Raw genomic sequence first — 22,931 nt, 5'->3', positions numbered from 1 at the left:
AACAGTAGCTAAAACCAGGGTGAAGGGTCACTAATCAAATAATTAGCACCCGAACAGAGGCAAAAACACGCTCGAAGGGTCACCAATCATACAATTAGCACCCGAACAGCGGAAGTCGAACCGATTAAAGGGCGTCTAACCGTGTCATTAGTATCCGATCAACGGTAAAAACCAACACCAAGCAAGATGAGATTGTCGAGTCCACATTTCAAAAATCAATCAAGGTGTTTTTCCCTGATTGATTTTTATTTCGGCTGATATATGTTCATTTCCGGTGATTCCTATCATGGAAACATTTTGATAGAATAGAAAATAGTATTCTTTTCTACATTTCACAAGGGAAGTGGTCGCGATCCAACCCTATCTATTTCAGTTAAACAAAGAATTATTGGAGATTAACGCGCTCGAAATGGATGAGAGATTACTCACTTTTTTCCGAGCCATCAGTCCGGACACGGATGCAAAAAAACAAACCTATTTATTTATGAATGACAACGACCTGGAACGGGAATTTACCATCCATTGGGATGATCAAACGATCCAAGGAAGAGGCATTAAAGGTTTTTTTAACCCCTATGACAACCATTATTTATTGATAGAACAGACAGCTCAAGCACAGGTCAAGATTACGACACCCCCTACCCCATCTTGGGAACCGATCAATCAATACGAAATCCCGCTTGAAACGAAAGAACGGACACACGAAGTGTTGGATGCTTTAAGCAACTTCAAGCAAAGCGATGATAAATGGTTTGATCTATACAAGATTGCGCAGCAATTTAAATCTGATTCCAATGCTGACCAAGACAGTCTCATCAGTTTGCCTCATTTGCGTGATTTGGAAATCTTTGAGTATCAAACAAACACGGTGAAATCCGTCATGAACCGCTTCAAAGGGCGCGCGCTCTTATGTGATGAAGTTGGGCTGGGGAAGACCATCGAAGCCGGGATCGCCATGCAAGAATATATCATGAGAGGTTTGGCCAATAAAATTCTCATTTTGTGCCCGCCTTCCCTCGTACAGCAATGGGAGGATGAAATGAAACGCAAGTTCAATCAAGACTTTATCCGCGCGGATTCCTCAGTCTTTAAAAAACAAGGGGATCAAGCTTGGGCTGAATTTCCGAAAGTGATTGCATCACTTGCAACCGCAAAACGACAGCAACATCGCAACGCGATTACGAATGTTCAATATGATTTAGTGATCGTTGATGAAGCCCATCATCTCAAAAACCGCAATACTCTTGCCTGGCAATTTATCAATGAGATTTACAAAAAATATATTTTCCTACTAACGGCAACACCGGTGCAAAACAACCTCGAAGAACTGTATAATCTCATCACGCTATTAAAACCCGGGCAGCTTAAAACCTATCGCTATTTCAAGAAACATTTTGTCGAAGACAACCAAGGCATGGAAGCAAAAAACGTGGATCAACTGAAACGACTGCTCTCGGATGTCATGATCCGAAATAAACGAAACAATGTGGACGTACAATTCACGAAACGAAAAGCACAGACGACGACCGTTTCTTTGTCTGCTGACGAGCAAAATGTTTATGACGAATTAAGTGCCTTTATCCGCAGTAAATACAATGATGAGCACCCTAGCATGAGTCGCTTTCAACTGAAAACATTACAAGAACAAATGGGCAGTTCCTTTTACACGCTCGTCCAATCCTTATCCAACCAAGTGGCGAACGATAAGTTAAATAACATTGATCGCCAAAGCCTAAAAGCTATTTATGAGCAAGCGCGAGTTATCACGGAAAAGGACGCCAACGAAAACAACAAGGTGCGTGAGTTGATTTCGATTCTATCGCAAACGAACGAGAAAGTACTTGTTTTCACCAAATATAAAAAGACCCAACAGCTGTTGGCCGCCGTTCTAAAAGATCACGATTTTCTCGTCGCCGAGTTTCACGGCGGATTAAAGCGGAAAGAAAAAGAGGATCAAGTAAACTTTTTCAGGGATCGTGCCCAAGTCTTAGTGAGCACGGAAGTTGGCGGGGAAGGGCGAAACCTGCAATTTTGCAATACGATGATCAATTATGACCTGCCTTGGAATCCAATGGCCATCGAACAACGCATCGGCCGAATCCATCGTATCGGGCAACAACGGGATGTTTATGTTTATAATCTAGTCGCCGAAAACACGCTCGAACACTACATCCTGCATATTTTAGATCGCAAGGTTAATATGTTTGAGTTGGTTGTCGGGGAAGTGGATATGATTCTCGGAGACATAGAAGCAAAAGAAGACTTTTCTGATATTGTCATGAATACGTGGGTTGATGCCGAGACCCAAGAAACTATGGAACGGGAAATGGATGCCATCGGCGAGAAAATGTTGCAGAATAAAGAACAGATCAATAAAATCAAAAAGTTGGACAAGCACTTATTTTAGGGAGGGAGCTACATGAATCTGCAAAAATATGTTTCTGAAGTGATTGAAACTTTGGGCGGTGTCGTAATTTCCGTGGAATATGCTCTCTGCCAGGTGCTCATTCCCGAAGAATATAAAGGTTATTTTCAAGGTCAAACGGATTTGACGCTTGCCTTCGATTTTGAAGTCAGCCAAGAAAATCCTGAAGCGGAGTTTGTCACCTTTGGAAGTTACTTTTTGGACCAATTGTTGGAACTGGCAAGCCAAAAAGCAAAAAGCACCGTTCGTTTTGTAGAGATCGAACGTCTCGAACTCGCGAACCCACTCAAGAAAATTCAACAAAGCATGCCGGATGAGCCGGGGCAAATGACGATTACAGAGGAAAGGCAGGTCATGGGTGCCTGGGGGATGTTTCAGTTTAAGGTTTACTATATCTCCGATCAAAAAGAGGCGTCTCCGAAAGAAATATGGGTGGATTTATTGACCGATCAAGTCGATCGTACGATCGAGGAAGAACAAAACCGCATCATTTATCAGCAGACGCCCATGTACAATCTTCCATTTTCCAAATCGTTCGATCTTCAAAACGGGTTTGAGGTCGCCATGGCCGACGTCCAGCAAGCAGAAGATGAAAAGAACAGCCGACTGGAAGATCAAGCACTCCAAACAGATATTGACCGTATTGAAGAATATTATGCAGAGTTAATGGAAGAAAACAAAAAGAGAGCTTCGAGAAAAAGCATCACAGAAGAAAAAAAGAAAGATATCGAAGCGAAAACAAACGCCATTGCCGTTGAGCGCGACAAACAGCTGCTGGATATTAAAAATAAATATGACGTTCAAATTGAACCAGCCCTTGAGCACGCGATCCTCTATTGCATCCCGATGATTGAATACCGGCTTAATATAGAGTTCCGGGGCGAACGAAAAGAGAAAGTTTTATATTATAATCCGATCACGAAACAGTTTGCAGCACAAGAGAGTGAACCGGTTCAAACAGTGAATACGTGAAGACGAATACTTCCCGTGCGATTTTGCAAAAGCTTCCGATCAGCATGACCCCTTCTTGCGTTATAATTTTGACGATTCACCCGATATTAAACCGCATCACACCGTCTTACGTTATAATTTTGGCGATCACCCCGATTTTATATCGCATACAGCTGCTTTGCGTTATAATTCCGGCGATTGACCCGATATTAAATCGTATATGATGCCGATCCATTAAGACGCTTGTGGACAAGATCCTAAAAAATATCTGTGTATCTCCGGTCGCGACAAGCATCACACCTTTTAGGGTGAACGAACCCTTTTTCTTTATAAAAATGTTGCTCCCCCACTGTGAAAGTAAAGCGTTTTCCGCATTCCCAACATTTTAAAAGAAGATCTCGGGGGGCCGATCCTTTCAATGCTTCCTCGATAGACGCCCTTCTTTTTCGTATTAATTCATGATCAATGGGTTCATTTGCTTCCAACACTTGGGTTGTTGTACGAATCTCGGCTCGTACCTTCTTGTAGTCTATTTTCTCCCATTCCTGTAAATAAGGAATGTACTTTATGTCCCCCGCCTCTCTAATTTTTGCAAGAAATAAAAAGATCATTTGCCGGTTGCGATCTTTTAAATAACCCATGTCCGGGGGTGGATTCTCTTCTGCCAACCATAGATCCCATTCATGTAACAATTCATCTGCCATTTGGTCACGTTCTATTTGCCAACCTCGCTCCGTAAAAACGATCATCGGTAATTTTCCACTATACTCGATATCGAGGAAATCATAGTCAATCATCCAATCAATTTTATCCATGATTTCCTGCAGTTTAGATGACTGGAAACACCCATATGCCGGGCACGCATCCAATTCGAATTGTAACACCTTTTTCTCACGTGATCCCTTCAAGATTTTAGCTAGAAGCGTCCGCCCACCGACGCCAATAATTTCATCAGCCGCCCGCAAAATAATTCGAATGTCGGCTTCTGGTAAATGATTTGTTTGCTCGCCCATGAAAATAGATGCTCCTCGTTTTACAATGGTTTTTGACATAAACATAATGTCTTCCTGTCCAATAAATATGAAATATGTATTATAATGACGATGGGAGTGGCACGTTTTGATTTCATAAGACCAATGGTATGACATTATGATAGCCTTCCGCTGGAGGGGCGAAGGTGAAACCCTCAACTGCAAAAAAGAAAGCATGACATGTCAGGAATTATTACAATCTGGCATGCATGCTTTTTTCAATGGGACAACGAGAGGTTTAATCTGTATATAAGACCAATCTAGGCACGGGCCGCCCATTTCGTCCCTTGCACATATCTCCCTGAGCAACTCTTCTCCCTCCCTGATAATCTTGATCTCCATCAAGGAAAGTCCAGTAATTTCCCTTCATAATGACAGTGAGGGGGGATCTCCCATGAGCTGGACACTTTATCAATCAGTGTTATGGGTCCATATTTTCCTCGCGATCATCTGGGTGGGAGGTTTGCTTTTCATTGGATGGGGCGTATTCCCCGCGGTAAAAAAACTTACCGTACGGGCACAGCGGCAGGCACTCGCCGTTATATTAAAGCATAGCCACCACCTTTTTTCCTTGGCAGGGATTGGTGTTATTTTAACCGGAATAGTGCTCGGAACCATTCTCGGGCCGGTACAAAGTTGGGAAACAATCTGGCATACCACATATGGGAATCTTTGGTTCACAGCGCTAATAACCGGTATTTTAACACTACTTTGGGGCACCTTCGTCGGCTATCGCCGGGCATTGAATGTATTAGCCAACGATCACTTATGGGAAGCAGCCGAAAAAGGGCGTCCCCGCCAGTTAAACCGCGCATTGTTTGGCGTGGCTTTAGTGGAAAGCGTCGAGGGACTCGGCTTTGTGATTCTTTTGACACTGATGATCATGCTTTAACGAGGAGTGACTGCAAAATGGCACAATTATTCGGTTACAAAGCAATGCCTGACAGCTATATCTATCACTCCAATTGGTTTCGGCTAATTCGGCCGCCAACGTTAACCGGTTCGGTTATGTCTATAACTGCCGGTACTCTTCTAGCGGCTCAATATGTAGATTTTAACGGTATGCTATTTGTAATTCTTTTGATCACGAGCGTGATTGTCCAAGCAGCCGTTAACATGCTAAATGATTATTTCGATTATATGAAGGGGCAAGAAGAAGGAAAGTGGGAAGTATTAGAAGAATCCGCCGCCGATTTCCGAGGTCCACACTACGCGCAGGTGCCCTATGTCTCTATTGGACTCATGGTGCTTGTTTCCGCTCTAACGCTTTGGCTGGCCCAAGAGAGCAGTTTTTGGATTATTCCCATCGGTGTTATCGGCCTCGTCATCGGTTATTGTTATTCCGCCGGCAGACGATCCCTTTCCAGTTTAGGTCTCGGCGAAATAGCTGCCGCTATCAGCCTCGGGCCTTTGCCAATCATGATTGCCGTTCTCGTGCAAGGAGCTCCCATAACGATTGAAACGTTGCTCTATGCGTTCCCTTTCTCGTTATTAATGGCTTCCATGATCTTGACGAATAACATTCGTGATATCAAAAAAGATAGCAGCACCCGACGCACGGTCCCCATCCGTATCGGCAGGAAAAATGCCATACGCTTGCTCCTCGTCATCTTAACCGCCACGTATATAAGCAGCCTTTTCAATCGTTTTTAGTGCTCGCTTCACTCCCCGCTGCCATTGTGCTTGTACGCCATTTTTATGCCGATGATGCATTTAATCCGATGAATCTAGCCGCTTTCCATCATACCGTTCACAGTCTACTTTTGATTTTAATGATTCTTTTTCAATCTTAAGGAAAGATGAATTAGGGTGACCTAATGCTTTAGGTCACCTAGCCGCAAGCTATCATTCTTTTACCGTGAGAACATCGGAAGGCGCGTGATGCACGGAAGCACTGGCGACACTACCGGTGAAAAACCGTTCTACTGCGCCCCGACCCGTCGCCGCCGTAACGAGTAGATCAATATCGTGATCATCACTTAATGTTCGCGGGATTACCATTCGAGGGTTACCGTAATAGAGAATGGTTTCTACGTCTTGAACCCCTTGATCCTCCGCCTGTTGCTTGTATTCTTCCAACATTTGTTTTTGCTCCACGTCTTTATCTTTGTCTTCCTCGTCCTTGCCTTGTTGATGCGCGGATAACACGCTATGGGTATAGGGCCCTGCATGAACCTCGACGACATTAATGATTTTAAGCGACGAATTGTGTACCTTTGCCACTTCTATCGCTTTCGCCAATGCATTTTCCGCTTGCTCGGAACCATCAACGGCCACCATAAGATTATTGTACAGCGTTTCATCTGCCTCGATTTTGACGGTAAGGACATCACATGGCGAACGTCGTACACTTGCTTCCGTTACGCTCCCAACCAACATGCGTTCAACGGTATTGAGGCCGCTTCCGCCAATAACTAACAAGTCCACGGAATGTTCATCTATGAGTTTCCTCGGAATGACAACACGAGGGTTTCCCGATTCTATAACCGTGCTAACTTCTTTTAAACCAAAAGATTCTGCTTGTTTTTTGCTTTTTTCAAGCAATTCATCGGCACCCTCTTTGATCTCGTTCCACAAATTATCCCCGTATGGGCTTGCTCTCGGAAAACTGCGTGTGTCGATTACATGCCCGATCAGAAGGACAGCATCATATCGATCGGCCGTATGAATGGCCTTTTGCAATGCTTGATCCGATTGCTCGGACCCATCAACGACAACAAGAATTTTTTTGTACATCATTTTACCTCCTTAATGTAGTCAAGTAATCCTATGTACGCCCGCCACCACAGGCTTTTAATTCTAGTATTCATTGTATCATACTAAGCACAAAATTCGAGAATAGGACAGCATCAGAAGAATCTTGACCTACGTCAAGGAACAATTGAAATAGCTGGCGTACACTTAAGATAGACCAAACCACAAAGGAGAGATGTTTAAATGAAAACCGTTAAATTCGAATTGGAAACCCTCACTTGTCCTTCTTGCATTAAAAAGATCGAAGGGAAATTGAAAAAGATAGACGGTGTCAAGGATCCGCAAGTCCTCTTTAACGCCAGCAAAGTGAAAGCGCAAATTGATGAGTCAAAAGTGGAAGCAAGCAAGTTGGAAGAAACGATTACCAAATTAGGTTACCCGGTGCTTTCATCAAAAGTATCCTAACATTCAAGATCCATCGCGGGATGTCCGGCAGCCTTACCGGGCATTCCCAAAACATCAGAAAGGACAGATCGACATGAAAAAAATCGTATTTGAAATCCATCCTCTGACATGTGTAGGGTGTGCCAAGAAAATCGAAGATCGATTCTATGAGCAGTCAGGCATATTGGCGATCAACGTCTATGGACAATTAGGGAAAATATTAGTGAGATATGATGGATCGGAAATAAACATCGAACAGTTGGAAACCATTCTTGCAGAACTCGATTATCCGATTATCTCTAAAACAACAGCTTAGGAAGGGGACGCCTAAAATGATAAGCTGGGTTCATAAGCAAACGAACCGTTTAACGTTCATCGCAGGGGCACTCCTAATCATTGCGCTCATTGCTTTTTTAACCGGCTACACGGGCGTACAACAGAGTGCTTTGATCATCGCCACCGTCGTCGCAGGAGTGCCCATCGCGATTAAAGCCATTCAATCCCTTAGCATGAAAGCTTTTAGCATTGACCTTCTCGTCACTATCGCGATCGTGGGCGCGCTTTTTATCGGTGAATACGTGGAATCAGCGGTTGTGAGCTTCTTGTTTCTTTTTGGGGCCTATCTAGAGGCCAGAACATTGAAAAAAACACGTTCATCCATCAAAGAATTAGTTGACATGGCACCCCAGGAAGCCGTAGTCTCCCGAAATGGGGAGTCCGTCACCATACCGGTTGAAGACGTTGTGGAAGGCGACCGTGTTATTATTCGACCCGGAGGGAAAATCCCTGTTGACGGCAGCATTCTCACAGGAGAAGCAACATTAAATGAGGCAGCCATCACAGGGGAGTCCATCCCGGTATCTAAAACAAAAAAAGATGAAGTCTTCAGTGGCACCATCGTGGATAATGGCTACATCGAAATGGAAGCTGAAGAAGTTGGGGACGATACGACGTTCGCTAAAATTATCGAACTTGTGGAAGAGGCTCAAGATGCCAAATCAAACACGCAACGTTTTTTAGATAGATTCGCCAACATATACACCCCTGCCATTATCGTCTTATCCGTACTCGTCTTTCTTACAACGTTGAACCTTCACTTAGCCATCATCTTTCTCGTCGTTGCCTGCCCAGGTGCTTTAGTCATTGGCGCACCGGTTTCAAACGTCGCCGGCATTGGGAATGGAGCTCGAAAGGGTGCGCTTGTCAAAGGCGGCGATGTAATGGATCGCTTCTCCAAAGTCGATACGATTGTCTTCGATAAAACAGGGACATTAACGAAAGGGAAACCGGAAGTCACGCATATCCAAACCTTTAACGGTCAAGAACCCGACGAATTATTGCGTTTAGTTGCCGAAGCCGAAACGATGTCTGAACACCACCTCGGCCGAACCATCGTGAAAGAAGCTCAAGAAAGAGATATTCCCCTTAAGCAAAAAGTCGAAAAAGGCGAAGTTGTGAAAGGAAACGGGGTTTGGGCCATCGTCGAAGGACAAAAGCTCGTCGTTGGGAATCAAACGCTCATGGATAATGAAGGAATTTCAATTCCTGAAAACGTTAAACATCACGCAATCGAACGTGAAAAAGACGGCAACACAGCCATTTTAGCAGCCGTTGATGGGCAAATAAAAGGCATTGTTTCCATTGCCGACCAAGTCCGTGACGATGCCGCGCAAGCAATTGCGGAACTCCGGGAAAATGGCATTAAGAAACTAATCATGATGACCGGGGATAACGAGCACACCGCTGCACTCGTCGCCCACAAGTTAGGGTTGGATGAATTCCATGCCAAACAACTGCCTGAAGATAAGCAAGCCTATGTCGAGAAATTGCAAAACGAAGGCTACTCCGTCGCGATGGCCGGTGACGGCATCAACGATGCGCCCGCGATTGCCACTGCAGACATCGGCGTCGCCATGGGCGAGGGCGGCACAGACGTTTCCATGGAAACCGCGGATCTTGTTTTGATGGCCGACCGATTAGGGCAATTCTCCCACGCGTATGCGTTATCAAAAGCGACGATGCGTAACCTGAAACAAAACATTATCATTGCCCTCGGAACCGTGTTTCTCCTCTTGGGCGGTGTCGTCGCAGGCTATATCCACATGGCAACCGGCATGTTCATTCATATGGCAAGCGTCCTCGTTGTCATCTTGAACGCGATGAGATTAATACGGTTTAAGCGTCAGAAAAATAAGAGCGAAACAATGGCCAAAAAAGCCGAAACCAAACCGGCATAACACCCCTTTGCAATTTGGAAGGAGGAAGACAAATGGAGAGAGTGAACAACGAAAAGCTGATGACAGATCATGACTGCTCGACGATGGATACAGACAAAATGTGCGTCTCAATCGTTCCGATTTTTAATCATCTGGAGCCCGGACAAATGGATGAAGTTATGCAAACCGTTCAATCCACCTCTTATAAGAAAGGGGAATTAATTTTCCATGAGGGCGATCCATCGGACACCCTTTATATTGTCAACACAGGGAAAGTGAAAATTTACCGATTATCAGAAGCCGGTAAAGAACATCTCGTCTCCTTGATGAATCCCGGAGATTTCACGGGAGAATACGCCTTGTTTAATGAATCGACACACACCTCTTATGCAGAAGCGATGGTCGACACGAAAATATGTAAGATCAATCGCGAAGACTTACACGCTTTTTTATCGAAATATCCCACCATTTCGCTGAAAATGTTAACGGAGTTCTCCCAGCGACTCGATCGCTCGGAAAAGCAAACGACACACTTCGCTACGGAAAAAGTAGAGACAAGAATCGCGCTTTTTTTAGCGGAATTAGCCAACAACGAACCTGATAGTGAAACGCTGGAATTGCCAATGACGAGGGCAGACCTCGCTTCCTATTTGGGCACCACACCCGAAACGATCAGCCGCAGACTGTCAGTTCTTGAAGACCAAGGATTCATTCAACAAATAACCAATAAAAAAATTAAAATTGTTGATTTGGATGGATTGTTGCTGATATGAGCCAACGCACGAGATCTGGTTTTGGCACGGAGGGAAGATATGAATGATAAAAAATAAGAAGATCCTCAGTTTGATCTCAGCACTTGTTGCTCATACCGCAAGAAGCCAATAGGTTAGATAATAACGACCAAATCATAACCGTGTCTGACACCAGAGTAGTAAAATCAATGTGTGATATTGCTCACTTTTTTTCCTCCCTTCCCCCTTTACAATAACAATAACAATATGAATGAAAATAAAGGGGACGTCTCAAATGAGTGGCACCACGCATGTGCGTTTTATTGTAAAAAGGCAGGATAACCCTGATGCCTTACCCTATACCGAGACTTTTGACATCCCGTATCGGCCTAATATGAACGTGATTAGCGGATTGATGGAGATTCGTAAAAACCCCGTTACGGCTGACGGTAAAGAAACAACACCTGTTGTTTGGGATATGAATTGCCTCGAGGAGGTATGCGGGGCTTGTTCCATGAATATTAACGGTTATCCGCAACAGTCTTGTGCGGCGCTTGTTGATGACCTTGATTTCCCCATTCGTTTGGAACCGATGACTTCCTTTCCTGTCGTTCGGGATCTCATCATCGACCGCGGCCAAATGTTTGAGTCTTTGAAACAGGTAAAAGCGTGGATCCCGATAGACGGGACCTACGACCTTGGACCCGGACCGAGAATGCCGGAATCGAAAAGACAATGGGCCTATGAACTTTCCAAATGTATGACGTGCGGGGTTTGCTTGGAAGTTTGCCCAAATGTGAACGATCAATCAAATTTCATGGGACCCGCGCCCGCGATTCAACCGCGGCTGTTCAACGCCCACCCTTCGGGGAAAATGCATAAAAGTGATCGACTGCACGGTCTTATGGGAGAAGGCGGTTTACAAGATTGCGGAAACTCGCAAAACTGTGTGGAATCTTGCCCGAAGGGCATTCCTATCACAACATCCATTGCCGCGCTTAACCGTGATATGAACATACAAATGTTTCGTAACTTCTTTGGCAGTGACCACGGTTAAATGCCGTGCCTTACATTAGAGGCTGCTGAACAACTTATTGAACGGGATGTTGCTTTCATGGCTTCGCTTGCCGCGGACGAACGGCCAAGTCTCCTCTCCGTTTTTCCGCAGGCGTCTCCGCCATTACAGCGCCATCCCTTCCGTTTTGACGTCAGAACTCTCTTGTGAAAAAACATTGCCGCGCCTTTTCGCGTGGAGTAAGGCTAATCGATACATTTTACTATGTCCTGAACAAACATGGATTTTGCCTCGCTCTTATAACCGGCAAATGGCTGTCGGACACTCTTCACAACGGCATAAATCTTTGAGCCCTTTCACGTCCAAAACCTCTATATTTCCATCCGTGTAGGTGATCATTTCTTTTTTCTTAAAAGAGGATAACAATCGGTTCACCGTTTCACGAGACGTGCCAACCAATTCTGCAAGTTCACTATTCGTAAACTTCTTCGTGATCGTAAGGCGCCCATGATTCAGCACACCAAACGTATTTGCCGCTCGAAGAAGTGTCGCGGCAAGCGCACCATTTTTGCCGTGAAACGTTAAATCACGGAGTTTATATTGCGTAAACCTCCGCATATGGCTTTGCCATTGTGTGAAATTTAGACCTACCTCACCATTTTCCCTTATAAGCGTTTCAAAATCATCCTGATGAAACACACCAATCACCGAATCCTCAACCGCTCTCGCTGTAAAAGCACTCTCATGTTTTTGAAGAGGATTAAATTCTCCAAACAAGTCATTTGTGAAGAAATAATGGAAGACTAGCACTTTCCCTTCCTCATTTAATTTGGAGAGCACGACTTTTCCTTTTAGGACAATAAAAAGCTTGTCCATAGGGTCTCCCTCCAAAAAAATGAGATCGTTAGCGGCTACATTGGCCGTTTGCATAATCGATTTCATCTTCGTAAAACTGCGATGTGAAAAGAAAGCGGTGTTTGTTGTAACAGATAACCTGTCACTTCGAGTCATCCTGTGCCCTCCCCTTCGCTGTTTAAAGATTTAAGTATCGACTATTACATTTAGTCTAGGATTTTTATTATAAATAGTAAAGCATGTAAGCCACATCTAATTATTTACAATCATACACAATATTTCAGTGTTTTAAAAGGGAAAGACAGGGACTTGATTCACATCAAGTTAATCACAAAAAGGCGACCCCCTTTGATAAAGAGGGCCTCCGGTAACGCGACCTTTTTCTCTATTCCTTTTGATCGGTAATATCGCTAAATATGCCGGCGTACTGAATAACTTCACCTGTTTCATCTCGAATCGAGTGGATCGTCAGCCATTCCGCGATCAAACTTCCATCTTTACGCCGGTTCCAAATTTCGCCTTGCCACTCCCCTTTTTCGTGAAGGTGTTGCCATAGGTTGGCGTAAAAATCGTCGGATTGTTTTCCGGATTGCAGGATGTTTGGATTTTTTCCGAGAACATCCTCTTTGTCGTAGCCGGTAAGTTCCGTAAAAGCCGGGTTTACTGTGATAATCCGCCCTTTTTTATTCGTGATCATCACACCAAGCGGGGTCGAATCAATGACTTCTTTTGACAAATGAAGCTTGCCATGAAAATGGAACCAGATGATTAGAATAAGGCTCGCCAGACCCACTTGGGACAAGGCCATAAATCCGACGGAATAACTTCCGGTTATCGTGTAGATAGACGTTAACATAATCGGCGGGAAAAAACCTCCCAAACCGCCCATCATCGAGACAACTCCGTTCGCCATACCAACTTGTTGGGCGAAATAGGATGGCACAAGTTTAAATATAATGCCGCTCCCAATTCCGCCGCTAGCCGCGATGGCCAAACAACCGATCGTAAACAACAATAGCGATGGCTCAAACGCAAGGGGAAGCGCCCCTATCGTAATGATAAAAAACACAGCCATTAAAAGATAGGTAGCGGGCAAGCGATCGGCCAGCAAACCACCCACGGGTCGCAGAAATGTGGCCAAGACAATAAATCCGGCTGTCCGCATTCCCGCGTCCACATTATCTAAGCCGAAATTGTTTACGAGAAAGCTCGGGAGAAAAACCGTAAAAGCCACAAACGAACCAAAAGTGATAAAATAAAGCAAGCTGAAGAGCCAGAGCTTTTCATCTCTATATATCGCCTTTATTTGTGAGCTCATGGATGTTTTTACTTTTTGTTCGTCTTTATCTCCCAAAAAAAATGTAGCAACGATAAAAATGCCTAAAAGGATTAAGTACAATTGTATGGTAGACTGCCAGCCAATTTGTTCCGCGACTACCGGAGAGGCAAATGTCGTAATCGCAGTTCCAGCATTCCCCATACCGTAAATCCCATTTACAAGTCCTTGCCGGTCTTTCGGATAATATTTAGGCAGCGATGTAACACCGATGGAAAAAACAGCGCCGCCGACACCGACGAAGATCCCGCCGATCACTAAGTCCGTGACCGTCGTTGCCATACTCAAGTAAAAAACCGGAAATAACAAGATAATGAAACTAAAAATGAAAATAATGCGTGCGCCAAATCGGTTCGCTAACGTTCCCAAAGGGATTCTCAAGATAGATCCCAAAATAACGGGGATAGCTGTGACCCAGGCTTGTTGAGTAGAATCGATCGGGATATCTTCGGAGATATACGGCATCAGGGACGAAATGATCACCCATATCATAAAACCGACGACGAAGTTGGATGTTTGTAGCGGAAGTTGCAATTTTTTCTTCATGGTTCGTCTCTCCTCGTATAGTAAGTTTAAGCCCTTCAAATCTTGGGCAAATTCCACAAGATATTTTGTAGATTCATATGGTTTTTCCTTGGATGTCTCTAGATATTTCTAGATAATGATCATAGGATCATTTGGGACAATTCTTTTCTCTCCTGTGGTTCGACCACAACTAAAGACTGTCTCTCAGTGTACGTGCGGCACTTCCTACTCGCAGGCTGAGCCCTCGGCCTCTTGAACTCAGGGGAAGCAGCCCCTGGGGCGGCTTTCAATGCCGATGGAGTTCTGATACACGAGGTTGATGATCGGCGTTCACACTAGAGATATCTCGAGGCGTCCAAAGAACGACCGAATGATTCTACAATGAAAGGAGGAATCCCCCCATGCGAATGTTTGTCGGGCTTGACGTTAGCTCGTTTGATATGAAAGTGTGTGTGCTTGATCAAGAAGGTGATCAGCTTTCGGTTTTTACGGTTTCCAATGACTGGCCGGGTGCCCAGGTGCTCAAAGAACGGTTGCTCGAGCTCTTGGCCGATACAGAGGTTGACATCCTAAAGATCGGTCTGGAGTCCACATCCGTCTACAGTTTTCATCCATCCATGTTCTTGCATGATGACGATGATTTAAAACCCTATGGCGCCCAAGTCTTTGTGATCAATCCGAAGCAGATCGCCAACTTTAAAAAGAGCTTCGCAGACATGAACAAGACCGATGAGATTGACGCCTTTGTGATCGCCGATTATATGCGTTTCGGGCGCAATCAGATGTCCGTTGTCAAAGAAAGCCAATACGTGGCTCTCCAGCAGTTGACACGTTCGCGTTATCACTTGACCAAAGCGATGACGAAAGAGAAACAACACTTCTTGCAGCACTTGGAGTATAAATGCAACACCTTTTCCAAAGAAGTGGATTCATCGGTGTTTGGCCATGCTATGATGGAACTCTTTCTTGAAAAATACAGCCTGGATGAACTTGCCCAGCTTCCGCTTGAGGACCTGGCTCGGTTTCTTCAAGAGAAAGGGAGAAATCGTTTTCCCGATCCGGAAGCTGTCGCCGCATCCATCCAGAAAGCCGTCCGTTCATCGTACCGATTGGACAAAGTGGTCGAAGATTCCATCGATGTACTTTTAGGAACGTCCATTGAGCTCATTCGTTCCTTCCAAAAGCAAATCAAGGCGATCGATCAGTCCATTACTCGAATCATGAAAGGACTGACGCAGACGCTGGAATCAATCCCGGGCATTGGTCCGGTCTTCGCCGCAGGCATCATTGCCGAACTCGGTCAGATTGACCGGTTTCCCGATGAAACAAAAATAGCTAAATATGCGGGACTGTACTGGCGAAAACACCAGTCCGGGCGGTTTACCGCCGAAGATACTTCACTGACACGTCAAGGGAACCATTATTTGCGTTATTACCTCGTTGAAGCCGCCAACTCGGTACGAAGGCAAATTCCGGAATACCAAGTCTTTTATCAGAAGAAGTATCAAGAAGTCCCGAAACATCAACACAAACGTGCACTCGTGCTCACGGCAAGAAAACTCGTGCGATTGGTGGATGCGCTGCTACGCAAAAACCAACTCTTTACGCCAGAAAGGGGCGTGAACCTCTGACCGACATCGGCTGAGGGCTAGCCTTTCATTTTACCAGTATTTTACATTTTATTACTGGTGTTGTTCAGTGCGCGCTTTTTTCGCCTAAATGTCCTTTGACAACTTCATTTACTGTGATTTTGAACTTGACATATTACCGCAGGTCTTTCTCTCAACATCGTCCGATCAACCGCTATCCTCCCCCTGTAAAAAGAATGGATGGAGGATCAGCCGGCCATTATCCATCCCCTCCTTTATTATTCCCTTCATCTTTTATACTCAGAGCGAGAACGGTATTGTTGCGGCGCACGCCCTAAATAGCGAAGGGGAACGGTGACAAAATGAACCAGATGCGTAAACGGGATCATCGCAAATAACGCGAACCCTAAAAGGGCATGCAGTTGAAACAAGAGGGGGATCCCCGCCATCATTTCGTATTCGGGTTGAAATGTGAATAAACTCCTGAACCAAGGGCCGATGGTCGTTCCATATTGGTAAGCCCCGTGTTGAAGCGTATAAACAATCGTTAAGTACGTTCCGGAAGCTGTAACAAAAAGCAGCGCAAACAATGTAAAAAAGTCAGCAAAAGATGCTTGGACACGGATCGGGTCCACCTTCGTTTTACGAATCAAGAGTATGACGATCCCCATGATAACTACTATGCCTGTAATGCCGCCGCCGACAAACGCCCCAGCGTGATATAACTCCGAGCCAACGCCTATAGCCTCGTAAAACTCAACAGGCACGATGATGCCCATCACATGGCCGATAAATGCAACGATGATCCCGTAATGAAGCATATTCGATCCAATGCGCAACCATCTTTTTTCAAAAAACTCGGTAGATGGTGCTGTCCAGGTGAGTTGCCGGAAGGCATACCGATATAACAAACCCAGGAACATAACTCCCAAACACACGTAAGGGAAAATAACCCACCAAAAGAGACTTCCCATCCCACCACCTCCTTTTCACTAGTTTTTTCTACCATTTTCGTCTTCACATTGCCGTGTATGTTCCGCTTTATCCAATTTTTTATTGATACATGATCGGGTAAGGCAATTCTTCCAAATCAGCTTCCTCTCGGTCACGCTCCAATCGCGCGACTTCTTCGTCCGTTGGATTTGGAAATACCTTTGTCATAACCAAAGTAAAAAAAGGATAGTAAGGATTTTCTTCTTCCAAATGATTCAGCATCCTTTGGCCCACGTTCGCCAAACGCCTTTGCAATCGCTCGTGATGGGCATCTTCAGGCGAGACAGCCATAAACTCAAACAACATCGGAATATAGTCCGTCAGCTCGCCTTCCGTGCGTTCGAATCCGGCTTCATTGATGATTTTTTGCAGTTTAATCATGGCCGCTCCCCGTTTGGGGCTATCTCCAAATTCATGAGCGGTTAAGTACATCCCGGTTTTCGATTTCAAATCGAAGGTGGAAACATAAATTTCCTGTATATCTCGCGTGGAAAGGGCATCCAAGGGGGCAAGCGCCGCCCTTAGATGTTTCCGGATATCCGCAGATTCGATATTTTCATCTACCGCTTCATCAATATGTTCCCGTTCCTCCGCGGAAGATTCCGAAGGATAGCTCATGACACGAGAAGCAATCGCCAAAATCGTCCGTTGTTGTTCATTCATCCTATATCACCTCTGTTGGATAGGGGGCGCGACCCCTTCCGGCGGTGCCAGTTCTTCAATGCTGCACGCGCCTTGTTGATATTGAAGATCGTCATCCATTTCCCGGCGTCCTGTCGGAATCACGAATCGCTCATTATATTTGGCAACCCCTAGCAAATTGGCCATGTCTTCGAGCTCTTCCACCGTCGTATCGGCTTCTTCGATCAACTGGCTTTCCGCTACATCATCGACGCCGCCGACGTTTTTGGCGCGCATATGCACACGCATGGCTGTTTGCTTAAGAAGCACTTGACGAATAACATCCGTATCGCCCGCGGATAAAATCGAAGCCAAGTACTCAACAGGTATTCGCATTTGGTCGACGGCAGGTATATAGCCATCTGTCTGTAATTCTTCAGAATTTGTAATATGGTTCATAATCGGGCTCAATGGCGGCACGTACCAAACCATGGGAAGCGTTCGGTATTCCGGATGCAAAGGCAACGCGATTTTCCATTTCATCGCCATTTTATAGACCGGAGAGTCTTGGGCGCTTTTTATCCATTCCTCATTGATGCCGGCTTTGCGTGCTTCTTCAATCACCTCAGGATCAAACGGGTCACAGAACACACCTAGTTGCGCCTCATACAAATCTTGCGGATCTTCAACGGAAGCGGCATCTTTCACTTTGTCCGCGTCATAAAGGACGACACCGATATAACGGATACGTCCAACACACGTTTCCGAGCAAATCGTCGGCAATCCGGCTTCCGTTCGCGGATAGCAGAAGTTACATTTTTCCGCTTTATGCGTGTTCCAGTTGTAATACACTTTGTGATACGGGCACCCGTTCATGCAAAAGCGCCAGCCCCGGCACGAATCATGATCCACCAACACGATCCCGTCTTCGTCACGCTTATAAAGGGCGCCCGAAGGGCATGAAGCGACACAGGAAGGGTTGAGGCAATGCTCGCAAATCCTCGGGAGATACATCATGAATGTTTTTTCATATTCCATTGAGATATGTTCCTGTAATTTTTGGACGGTAGGGTCCATCAAGACACTTTCACTGCCGCCTGCCAGATCATCGTCCCAGTTCGGCCCCCACTCCGGTTTGTCCATGTATTGGCCGGTGATCATCGATTTCGGCTGGGCTACCGGTAAATGCTTCTTTTTCGGGCTATGAATCAAATGATCATAATCATACGTCCACGGTTCATAATAGTCTTCCATCGTAGCCATGTTCGGATTGTAAAAAATCTTTGTCAGCTTCGACATCGGACCCCCGGCCCGCAGACTCAATTTGCCATTCTTTAAGAACCAACCGCCTTTGAACCGTTTCGTGTCTTCCCACTGTTTCGGATACCCCGGCCCGGGGCGGGTTTCCACGTTGTTAAACCACATGTATTCCGCGCCCGGTCGATTTGTCCACGTATTTTTACACGTCACGGAGCACGTATGGCAACCAATGCATTTGTCCAAGTGCATCACCATAGCGACCTGTGCTTTAATCCTCAAGCCAATCTACCTCCTTCAATGCTCTTATAATTGCCATCGTGTCTCGTTGTTGGCCTGTAGGTCCTGTATAGTTAAACCCGTAACTAAGCTGGGAATAACCGCCAATCATGTGGGTCGGTTTTACGGTCACGCGTGTCACACTGTTATGCGTGCCTCCGCGTTGTTTATTAATCGCCGTACCCGGCACCCCCATCGTCCGATCCTGGGCGTGATACATATAGGCAGATCCGCGCGGAATCCGATACGTGAGCACCACTCTCGCTGCAATCGCGCCGTTTCGGTTATAAACCTCGATCCAATCATTGTCTTTGATGTCGATAGATGCCCCGTCTTCTTCATTCATCCATACCGTCTGCCATCCGCGAAACAGTTGCGCCATTGGAGTCGTATCGGTAAACATCGTGTGGATGCCCCATTTTTGATGGGGAGTCAAATAGCGGACGGTAATGGATTTTCCATTCTCCTCTGCTTCTTTTTCGCCTTTGACATATGGACCGTGCGTTAATGGCGGCCGGTATAAAGGTAAACCTTCGCCATAATCAAGCATCATTTCATGATCGAGATAAAAACTTTGCCTGCCCGTCAGCGTGCGCCACGGAATTAAGTATTCCGTGTTTGCCGTAAACGGCGAGTAACGCCGGTTATCTTTTTCCAAGCCGCTCCAACTTGCCGTCGAGATGGAATGTCTCGGTTGCGCGGTAAGGTCATCCATTGTCCATGCTTCTTCTTCACGTCCTGCTGCAATGTCCGAGAGGTTTTGACCGGTTTTCGCTTCAAGCGATTTCCAACTGGCAACCGCCCGTTTTCCGTTGGTTGCTCCTGACATCGTTAAAATCGCTTCGATCGCTTGTTTATCTTCGTGCATATCCGGCTGCCCTTTGCCGACGCCTTCACGTTTGGACTTTCCAAGCCGTTCCAGAAGATCTTTGTACGCTGGCTCGCCATCAATCGTGACCCCTTTTCCACCGTAGCCGTTTTTAATATTCGGGCCAATCGTTGTCATTTTTTCATACACCTTCGGATAATCCCGATGGACCACTTGCATGCTCGGCATCGTTTTCCCGGGTACGGCTTCTGTTTCCCCTTCACGCCAATCTTTAATTTTTCCGTACGGTTGAGCGATTTCGGCCTTTGTATCATGGTTTAGCGGGCGTGTCATCAGTTCATCTTGAGCCGGCAAATGGTCTTCGGCAAGTTCCGAGAAAACTTTGCTGATTTCACGGAACGTATCCCAATCGCTTTTCGCTTCCCACGGGGGATTGATCGCCGCGTTAAACGGGTGCACATACGGATGCAGATCCGTGCTGCTAATGTCATATTTTTCATACCATGTCGCTGCAGGCAGGACGATATCCGAAAATAACCCGGAACTTGTCATGCGAAAATCAATGCTGACCAATAGGTCGACTTTGCCTTCCGGCGGTTCGCCGTCTGTATTGACCGAGTCCGGCTGCCAAGATTGTTCAGGATCGCTCATCACTTGGTCTTCTCCGCCAATCAAGTGCTTGGCAAAATATTCATGGCCTTTGCCGCTGTCGCCGAGCAAATTGGAACGCCAATTGAACAAGACTCTCGGGAAGTTTTGCGGATTGTCCGGATCTTCAATCGACCAATTCACCTTATTGTCTTTTATTTGCTCTACTACATCGTCCACAATCGCCTGATTATCTTTAGCACCTCGTTCACGAGCCTCATTTACGAGATCGATGGAGTTTTGTGTAAACTGCGGATAGGAAGGCAGCCATCCCAATCTTGCAGACATTGCGTTCACGTCCGCTGGATGCATGCGGGCATATTTACTGCCCCATTCCGTTTCTTCTTCCTCCTCCGGTTTTACTTCATAGCGATGCTGATCAGTAGCGAAATAGAAAAACGATGTTCCGTTTTGATGGCGCGGAGGCGTAGCCCAGTCTCCGGCGAACGCGACTTGCTGCCAACCTTCGATCGGGCGAACTTTTTCCTGGCCGACATAGTGCGCCCATCCGCCGCCATTGACCCCTTGTGAGCCTGTGAGCAACACGAGGTTTAAGATCGAGCGATAAATATGGTCGCTGTGAAACCAATGATTCGTGCCGCCCCCCATGGCGATCATCGATTTCCCTTTCGTTCTGGCTGCATTATCGGCAAATTCACGCGCCACCTGGGCGGCTTGCGTTTGATTCACACCGGTTAAGCTTTCTTGCCAGGCAGGGGTGTAAGGATGATCGGGATCATCATAATGCGCGGCGTCATCGCCCGGAATGCCACGGCTAACCCCCATATGGGCCATCATCAAGTCGTACACCGTCGTCACTTTTTTCCGATTCCCGTCCTTATCTTGTACATGTTTGACAGGAATCCCGCGTTGAACGATATTCCCTTGTTTTGTCGCGAAGTAAGGGAAGTTGACTTGCATGTGTTCATCTGCCTGATGAATAAAGCTGAGCAACGGATTGATCATTGTGCCGTCTTCTTTTTGCAGATCCAAGTTCCATTGGTTACCGCCATCCCAACGAAAGCCTTGACTGCCGTTCGGGATTTCCAATTGTTGAATGGTTTCGTCCCAAACGACCGTTTTCCACTCGCCGAGTTCATGTTGATCATTTACATCACTCGCGCGCAAAAACCGATCGGAACGCACATCATCATCATTTTCGTTCAACATCACCAAGTACGGTAAATCCGTATAGGTCTTCGCGTAGTCAATGAAATAGGGAATTTGTTGATCAACGTAAAATTCTTTTAAAATCACGTGTGTCATGGCGAGCGCTAACGCGCCGTCCGTACCTGCGCGAGCGGGAAGCCAAACATCGGCAAATTTTTCATATTCCGCATAATCCGGGCTAACCCCTACAACCTTGGTGCCGTTATAACGGGCTTCAACCATAAAATGGGCATCAGGTGTCCGCGTCTGCGGCAAATTCGTTCCCCAGATAATGAAATATTTCGAGTTATACCAATCAGCGCTTTCCGGCACATCCGTCTGCTCTCCCCATACTTGTGGAGAGGCTGGTGGCAGGTCGGCGTACCAATCATAAAAGCTAAGGATTGTCCCGCCGATTAAAGAAAGAAAGCGCGACCCGGCGGCATAACTGATCATGGACATCGCCGGGATCGGGCTGAATCCGACAACACGGTCCGGGCCGTACGTTTTAATCGTATAAATAGTAGAACTCGCGATGATTTCGCAAACTTCCCGCCAGTGGGCTCGCACAAATCCGCCTTTTCCGCGCGCTCTCACATATTTTGCCCGTTTTTCCGGATCGGCGGCGATGTTTTCCCATGCTTTTACCGGATCATATCCTTGCTCCCGTTCAGCTTTCCATAGTTCATACAGATCCCCGCGTATGTATGGGAATTTGACGCGTATCGGACTGTACGTGTACCAGGAAAAACTTGCTCCCCGCGGGCATCCGCGCGGTTCGTACTCAGGGAAATCAGCGCCCGTACTGGGGTAATCGGTTTGCTGGGTCTCCGACGTAATAATGCCGTCTTTCACATACACGGCCCAACTGCAAGACCCTGTGCAATTCACGCCGTGCGTAGACCGAACGACTTTATCATACGCCCAACGTTTTCGGTAATATTGTTCGGAATCCCTTGGCCGAGGTGTTTCTTCCGCCCATCCGCCATCGATTTTATTTCCGCGTTTTATATGCCTGAGGTTTTGCAATAACTTGTTTTCGTATTTTTTCATTCGCTTCTACCTCCATTCGAAGCAGTCGCGCCCAATGGATTAAAACGCTCCCCGGTAATTTTGAAATTCCCGCTTCCTTCTTCTAATTCTTCCAGGAAGGTTTTCAAGTCAGGGGCATTCGCGGCAACTAAGATAAGTCGTTCCATGTCGTCCGGTTCGTCAAATGCGTAAATTGTATCGATAATTCCAGGGGCAATGTCTCCAAAACGCATCCGCAACACCCCGATTAAATCTTCCCGATCTTGGACGAGTCGTTCATCATCATATGAAAACATGTGGCACACTCCCTT

General features: G+C 46.0%; 19 protein-coding genes. 10 read left to right on the top strand and 9 right to left on the bottom strand.

What is annotated here, in order from left to right; all coding sequences use genetic code 11:
• The first annotated feature begins 343 nt into the window (after positions 1-343).
• A complete protein-coding gene (locus EPH95_RS13975) occupies positions 344-2,407 on the top strand; it encodes a DEAD/DEAH box helicase (protein ID WP_227003920.1) in 2,064 nt (687 codons plus the stop codon).
• Positions 2,408-2,419: 12 nt separating this feature from the next.
• Positions 2,420-3,397 carry a hypothetical protein gene (locus EPH95_RS13970; protein ID WP_142090672.1) on the top strand — a complete coding sequence of 326 codons (978 nt, stop codon included), beginning with the start codon at positions 2,420-2,422 and terminating at the stop codon, positions 3,395-3,397.
• Between the two features lie 236 nt (positions 3,398-3,633).
• Here EPH95_RS13970 and EPH95_RS13965 read toward each other — a convergent pair whose 3' ends face one another.
• A complete protein-coding gene (locus EPH95_RS13965; RefSeq protein WP_227003919.1) occupies positions 3,634-4,524 on the bottom strand; it encodes an RQC-minor-1 family DNA-binding protein in 891 nt (296 codons plus the stop codon).
• Between the two features lie 277 nt (positions 4,525-4,801).
• Between EPH95_RS13965 and EPH95_RS18920 the strand changes: the two genes are divergently transcribed.
• Both EPH95_RS18920 and EPH95_RS13960 read left to right on the top strand, forming a co-directional pair.
• A complete protein-coding gene (locus tag EPH95_RS18920; protein WP_160141775.1) occupies positions 4,802-5,299 on the top strand; it encodes a hypothetical protein in 498 nt (165 codons plus the stop codon).
• Positions 5,300-5,316: 17 nt separating this feature from the next.
• Complete coding sequence (locus EPH95_RS13960) at positions 5,317-6,060, top strand: prenyltransferase (RefSeq protein ID WP_160141774.1); 744 nt, start codon at positions 5,317-5,319, stop codon at positions 6,058-6,060.
• 192 nt (positions 6,061-6,252) lie between these two features.
• Here the strand turns inward: EPH95_RS13960 and EPH95_RS13955 are convergent, their stop codons facing one another.
• Positions 6,253-7,146, bottom strand: coding sequence for a universal stress protein (locus EPH95_RS13955; protein ID WP_142090670.1), 894 nt, complete (start codon positions 7,144-7,146; stop codon positions 6,253-6,255).
• 198 nt (positions 7,147-7,344) lie between these two features.
• Here EPH95_RS13955 and EPH95_RS13950 point away from each other — a divergent pair, with 198 nt between their 5' ends.
• The 5 genes from EPH95_RS13950 (at position 7,345) to sdhB (ending at position 11,549) form a co-directional block, all read left to right on the top strand.
• Complete coding sequence (locus EPH95_RS13950; RefSeq protein ID WP_142090669.1) at positions 7,345-7,566, top strand: heavy-metal-associated domain-containing protein; 222 nt, start codon at positions 7,345-7,347, stop codon at positions 7,564-7,566.
• A 73-nt stretch (positions 7,567-7,639) separates the two neighbouring features.
• Positions 7,640-7,861, top strand: coding sequence for a heavy-metal-associated domain-containing protein (locus EPH95_RS13945; RefSeq protein WP_142090668.1), 222 nt, complete (start codon positions 7,640-7,642; stop codon positions 7,859-7,861).
• Between the two features lie 16 nt (positions 7,862-7,877).
• Positions 7,878-9,782, top strand: a complete 1,905-nt coding sequence (locus tag EPH95_RS13940; RefSeq protein WP_142090667.1) for a heavy metal translocating P-type ATPase — start codon at positions 7,878-7,880, stop codon at positions 9,780-9,782.
• Positions 9,783-9,814: 32 nt separating this feature from the next.
• The gene (locus EPH95_RS13935) at positions 9,815-10,534 is read left to right on the top strand and encodes a Crp/Fnr family transcriptional regulator (RefSeq protein WP_142090666.1); all 720 of its coding nucleotides are present in this window, start codon (positions 9,815-9,817) and stop codon (positions 10,532-10,534) included.
• A 253-nt stretch (positions 10,535-10,787) separates the two neighbouring features.
• The gene (gene sdhB / locus EPH95_RS13930; RefSeq protein ID WP_142090665.1) at positions 10,788-11,549 is read left to right on the top strand and encodes a succinate dehydrogenase iron-sulfur subunit; all 762 of its coding nucleotides are present in this window, start codon (positions 10,788-10,790) and stop codon (positions 11,547-11,549) included.
• A gap of 255 nt (positions 11,550-11,804) precedes the next feature.
• Here the strand turns inward: sdhB and EPH95_RS13925 are convergent, their stop codons facing one another.
• On the bottom strand, positions 11,805-12,518 hold the full coding sequence (locus EPH95_RS13925) for a Crp/Fnr family transcriptional regulator (RefSeq protein WP_142090664.1): 714 nt from the start codon (positions 12,516-12,518) through the stop codon (positions 11,805-11,807).
• A gap of 229 nt (positions 12,519-12,747) precedes the next feature.
• The gene (locus EPH95_RS13920) at positions 12,748-14,244 is read right to left on the bottom strand and encodes an MFS transporter (RefSeq protein WP_142090663.1); all 1,497 of its coding nucleotides are present in this window, start codon (positions 14,242-14,244) and stop codon (positions 12,748-12,750) included.
• 380 nt (positions 14,245-14,624) lie between these two features.
• Between EPH95_RS13920 and EPH95_RS13915 the strand changes: the two genes are divergently transcribed.
• The gene (locus EPH95_RS13915) at positions 14,625-15,854 is read left to right on the top strand and encodes an IS110 family RNA-guided transposase (protein ID WP_142086371.1); all 1,230 of its coding nucleotides are present in this window, start codon (positions 14,625-14,627) and stop codon (positions 15,852-15,854) included.
• A 245-nt stretch (positions 15,855-16,099) separates the two neighbouring features.
• Here EPH95_RS13915 and narI read toward each other — a convergent pair whose 3' ends face one another.
• The 5 genes from narI to EPH95_RS13890 form a co-directional block, all read right to left on the bottom strand.
• On the bottom strand, positions 16,100-16,786 hold the full coding sequence (gene narI / locus EPH95_RS13910) for a respiratory nitrate reductase subunit gamma (RefSeq protein WP_142090662.1): 687 nt from the start codon (positions 16,784-16,786) through the stop codon (positions 16,100-16,102).
• 79 nt (positions 16,787-16,865) lie between these two features.
• A complete protein-coding gene (gene narJ / locus EPH95_RS13905; protein ID WP_142090661.1) occupies positions 16,866-17,468 on the bottom strand; it encodes a nitrate reductase molybdenum cofactor assembly chaperone in 603 nt (200 codons plus the stop codon).
• Positions 17,469-17,474: 6 nt separating this feature from the next.
• Positions 17,475-18,965 (bottom strand): nitrate reductase subunit beta, encoded by a 1,491-nt coding sequence (narH, locus tag EPH95_RS13900; RefSeq protein ID WP_142090660.1) that lies wholly within the window; start codon positions 18,963-18,965, stop codon positions 17,475-17,477.
• Positions 18,955-22,641 carry a nitrate reductase subunit alpha gene (locus EPH95_RS13895; RefSeq protein ID WP_142090659.1) on the bottom strand — a complete coding sequence of 1,229 codons (3,687 nt, stop codon included), beginning with the start codon at positions 22,639-22,641 and terminating at the stop codon, positions 18,955-18,957. The genes narH and EPH95_RS13895 overlap by 11 nt, the downstream gene beginning before the upstream one ends.
• A complete protein-coding gene (locus tag EPH95_RS13890) occupies positions 22,638-22,916 on the bottom strand; it encodes a hypothetical protein (RefSeq protein ID WP_142090658.1) in 279 nt (92 codons plus the stop codon). The genes EPH95_RS13895 and EPH95_RS13890 overlap by 4 nt, the downstream gene beginning before the upstream one ends.
• Positions 22,917-22,931 lie beyond the last annotated feature (15 nt).

Origin of the sequence: Salicibibacter halophilus (assembly GCF_006740705.1) — a bacterium.
GTDB lineage: Bacteria > Bacillota > Bacilli > Bacillales > Marinococcaceae > Salicibibacter > Salicibibacter halophilus.
This window is presented reverse-complemented; position numbering and strand designations above follow the sequence as displayed.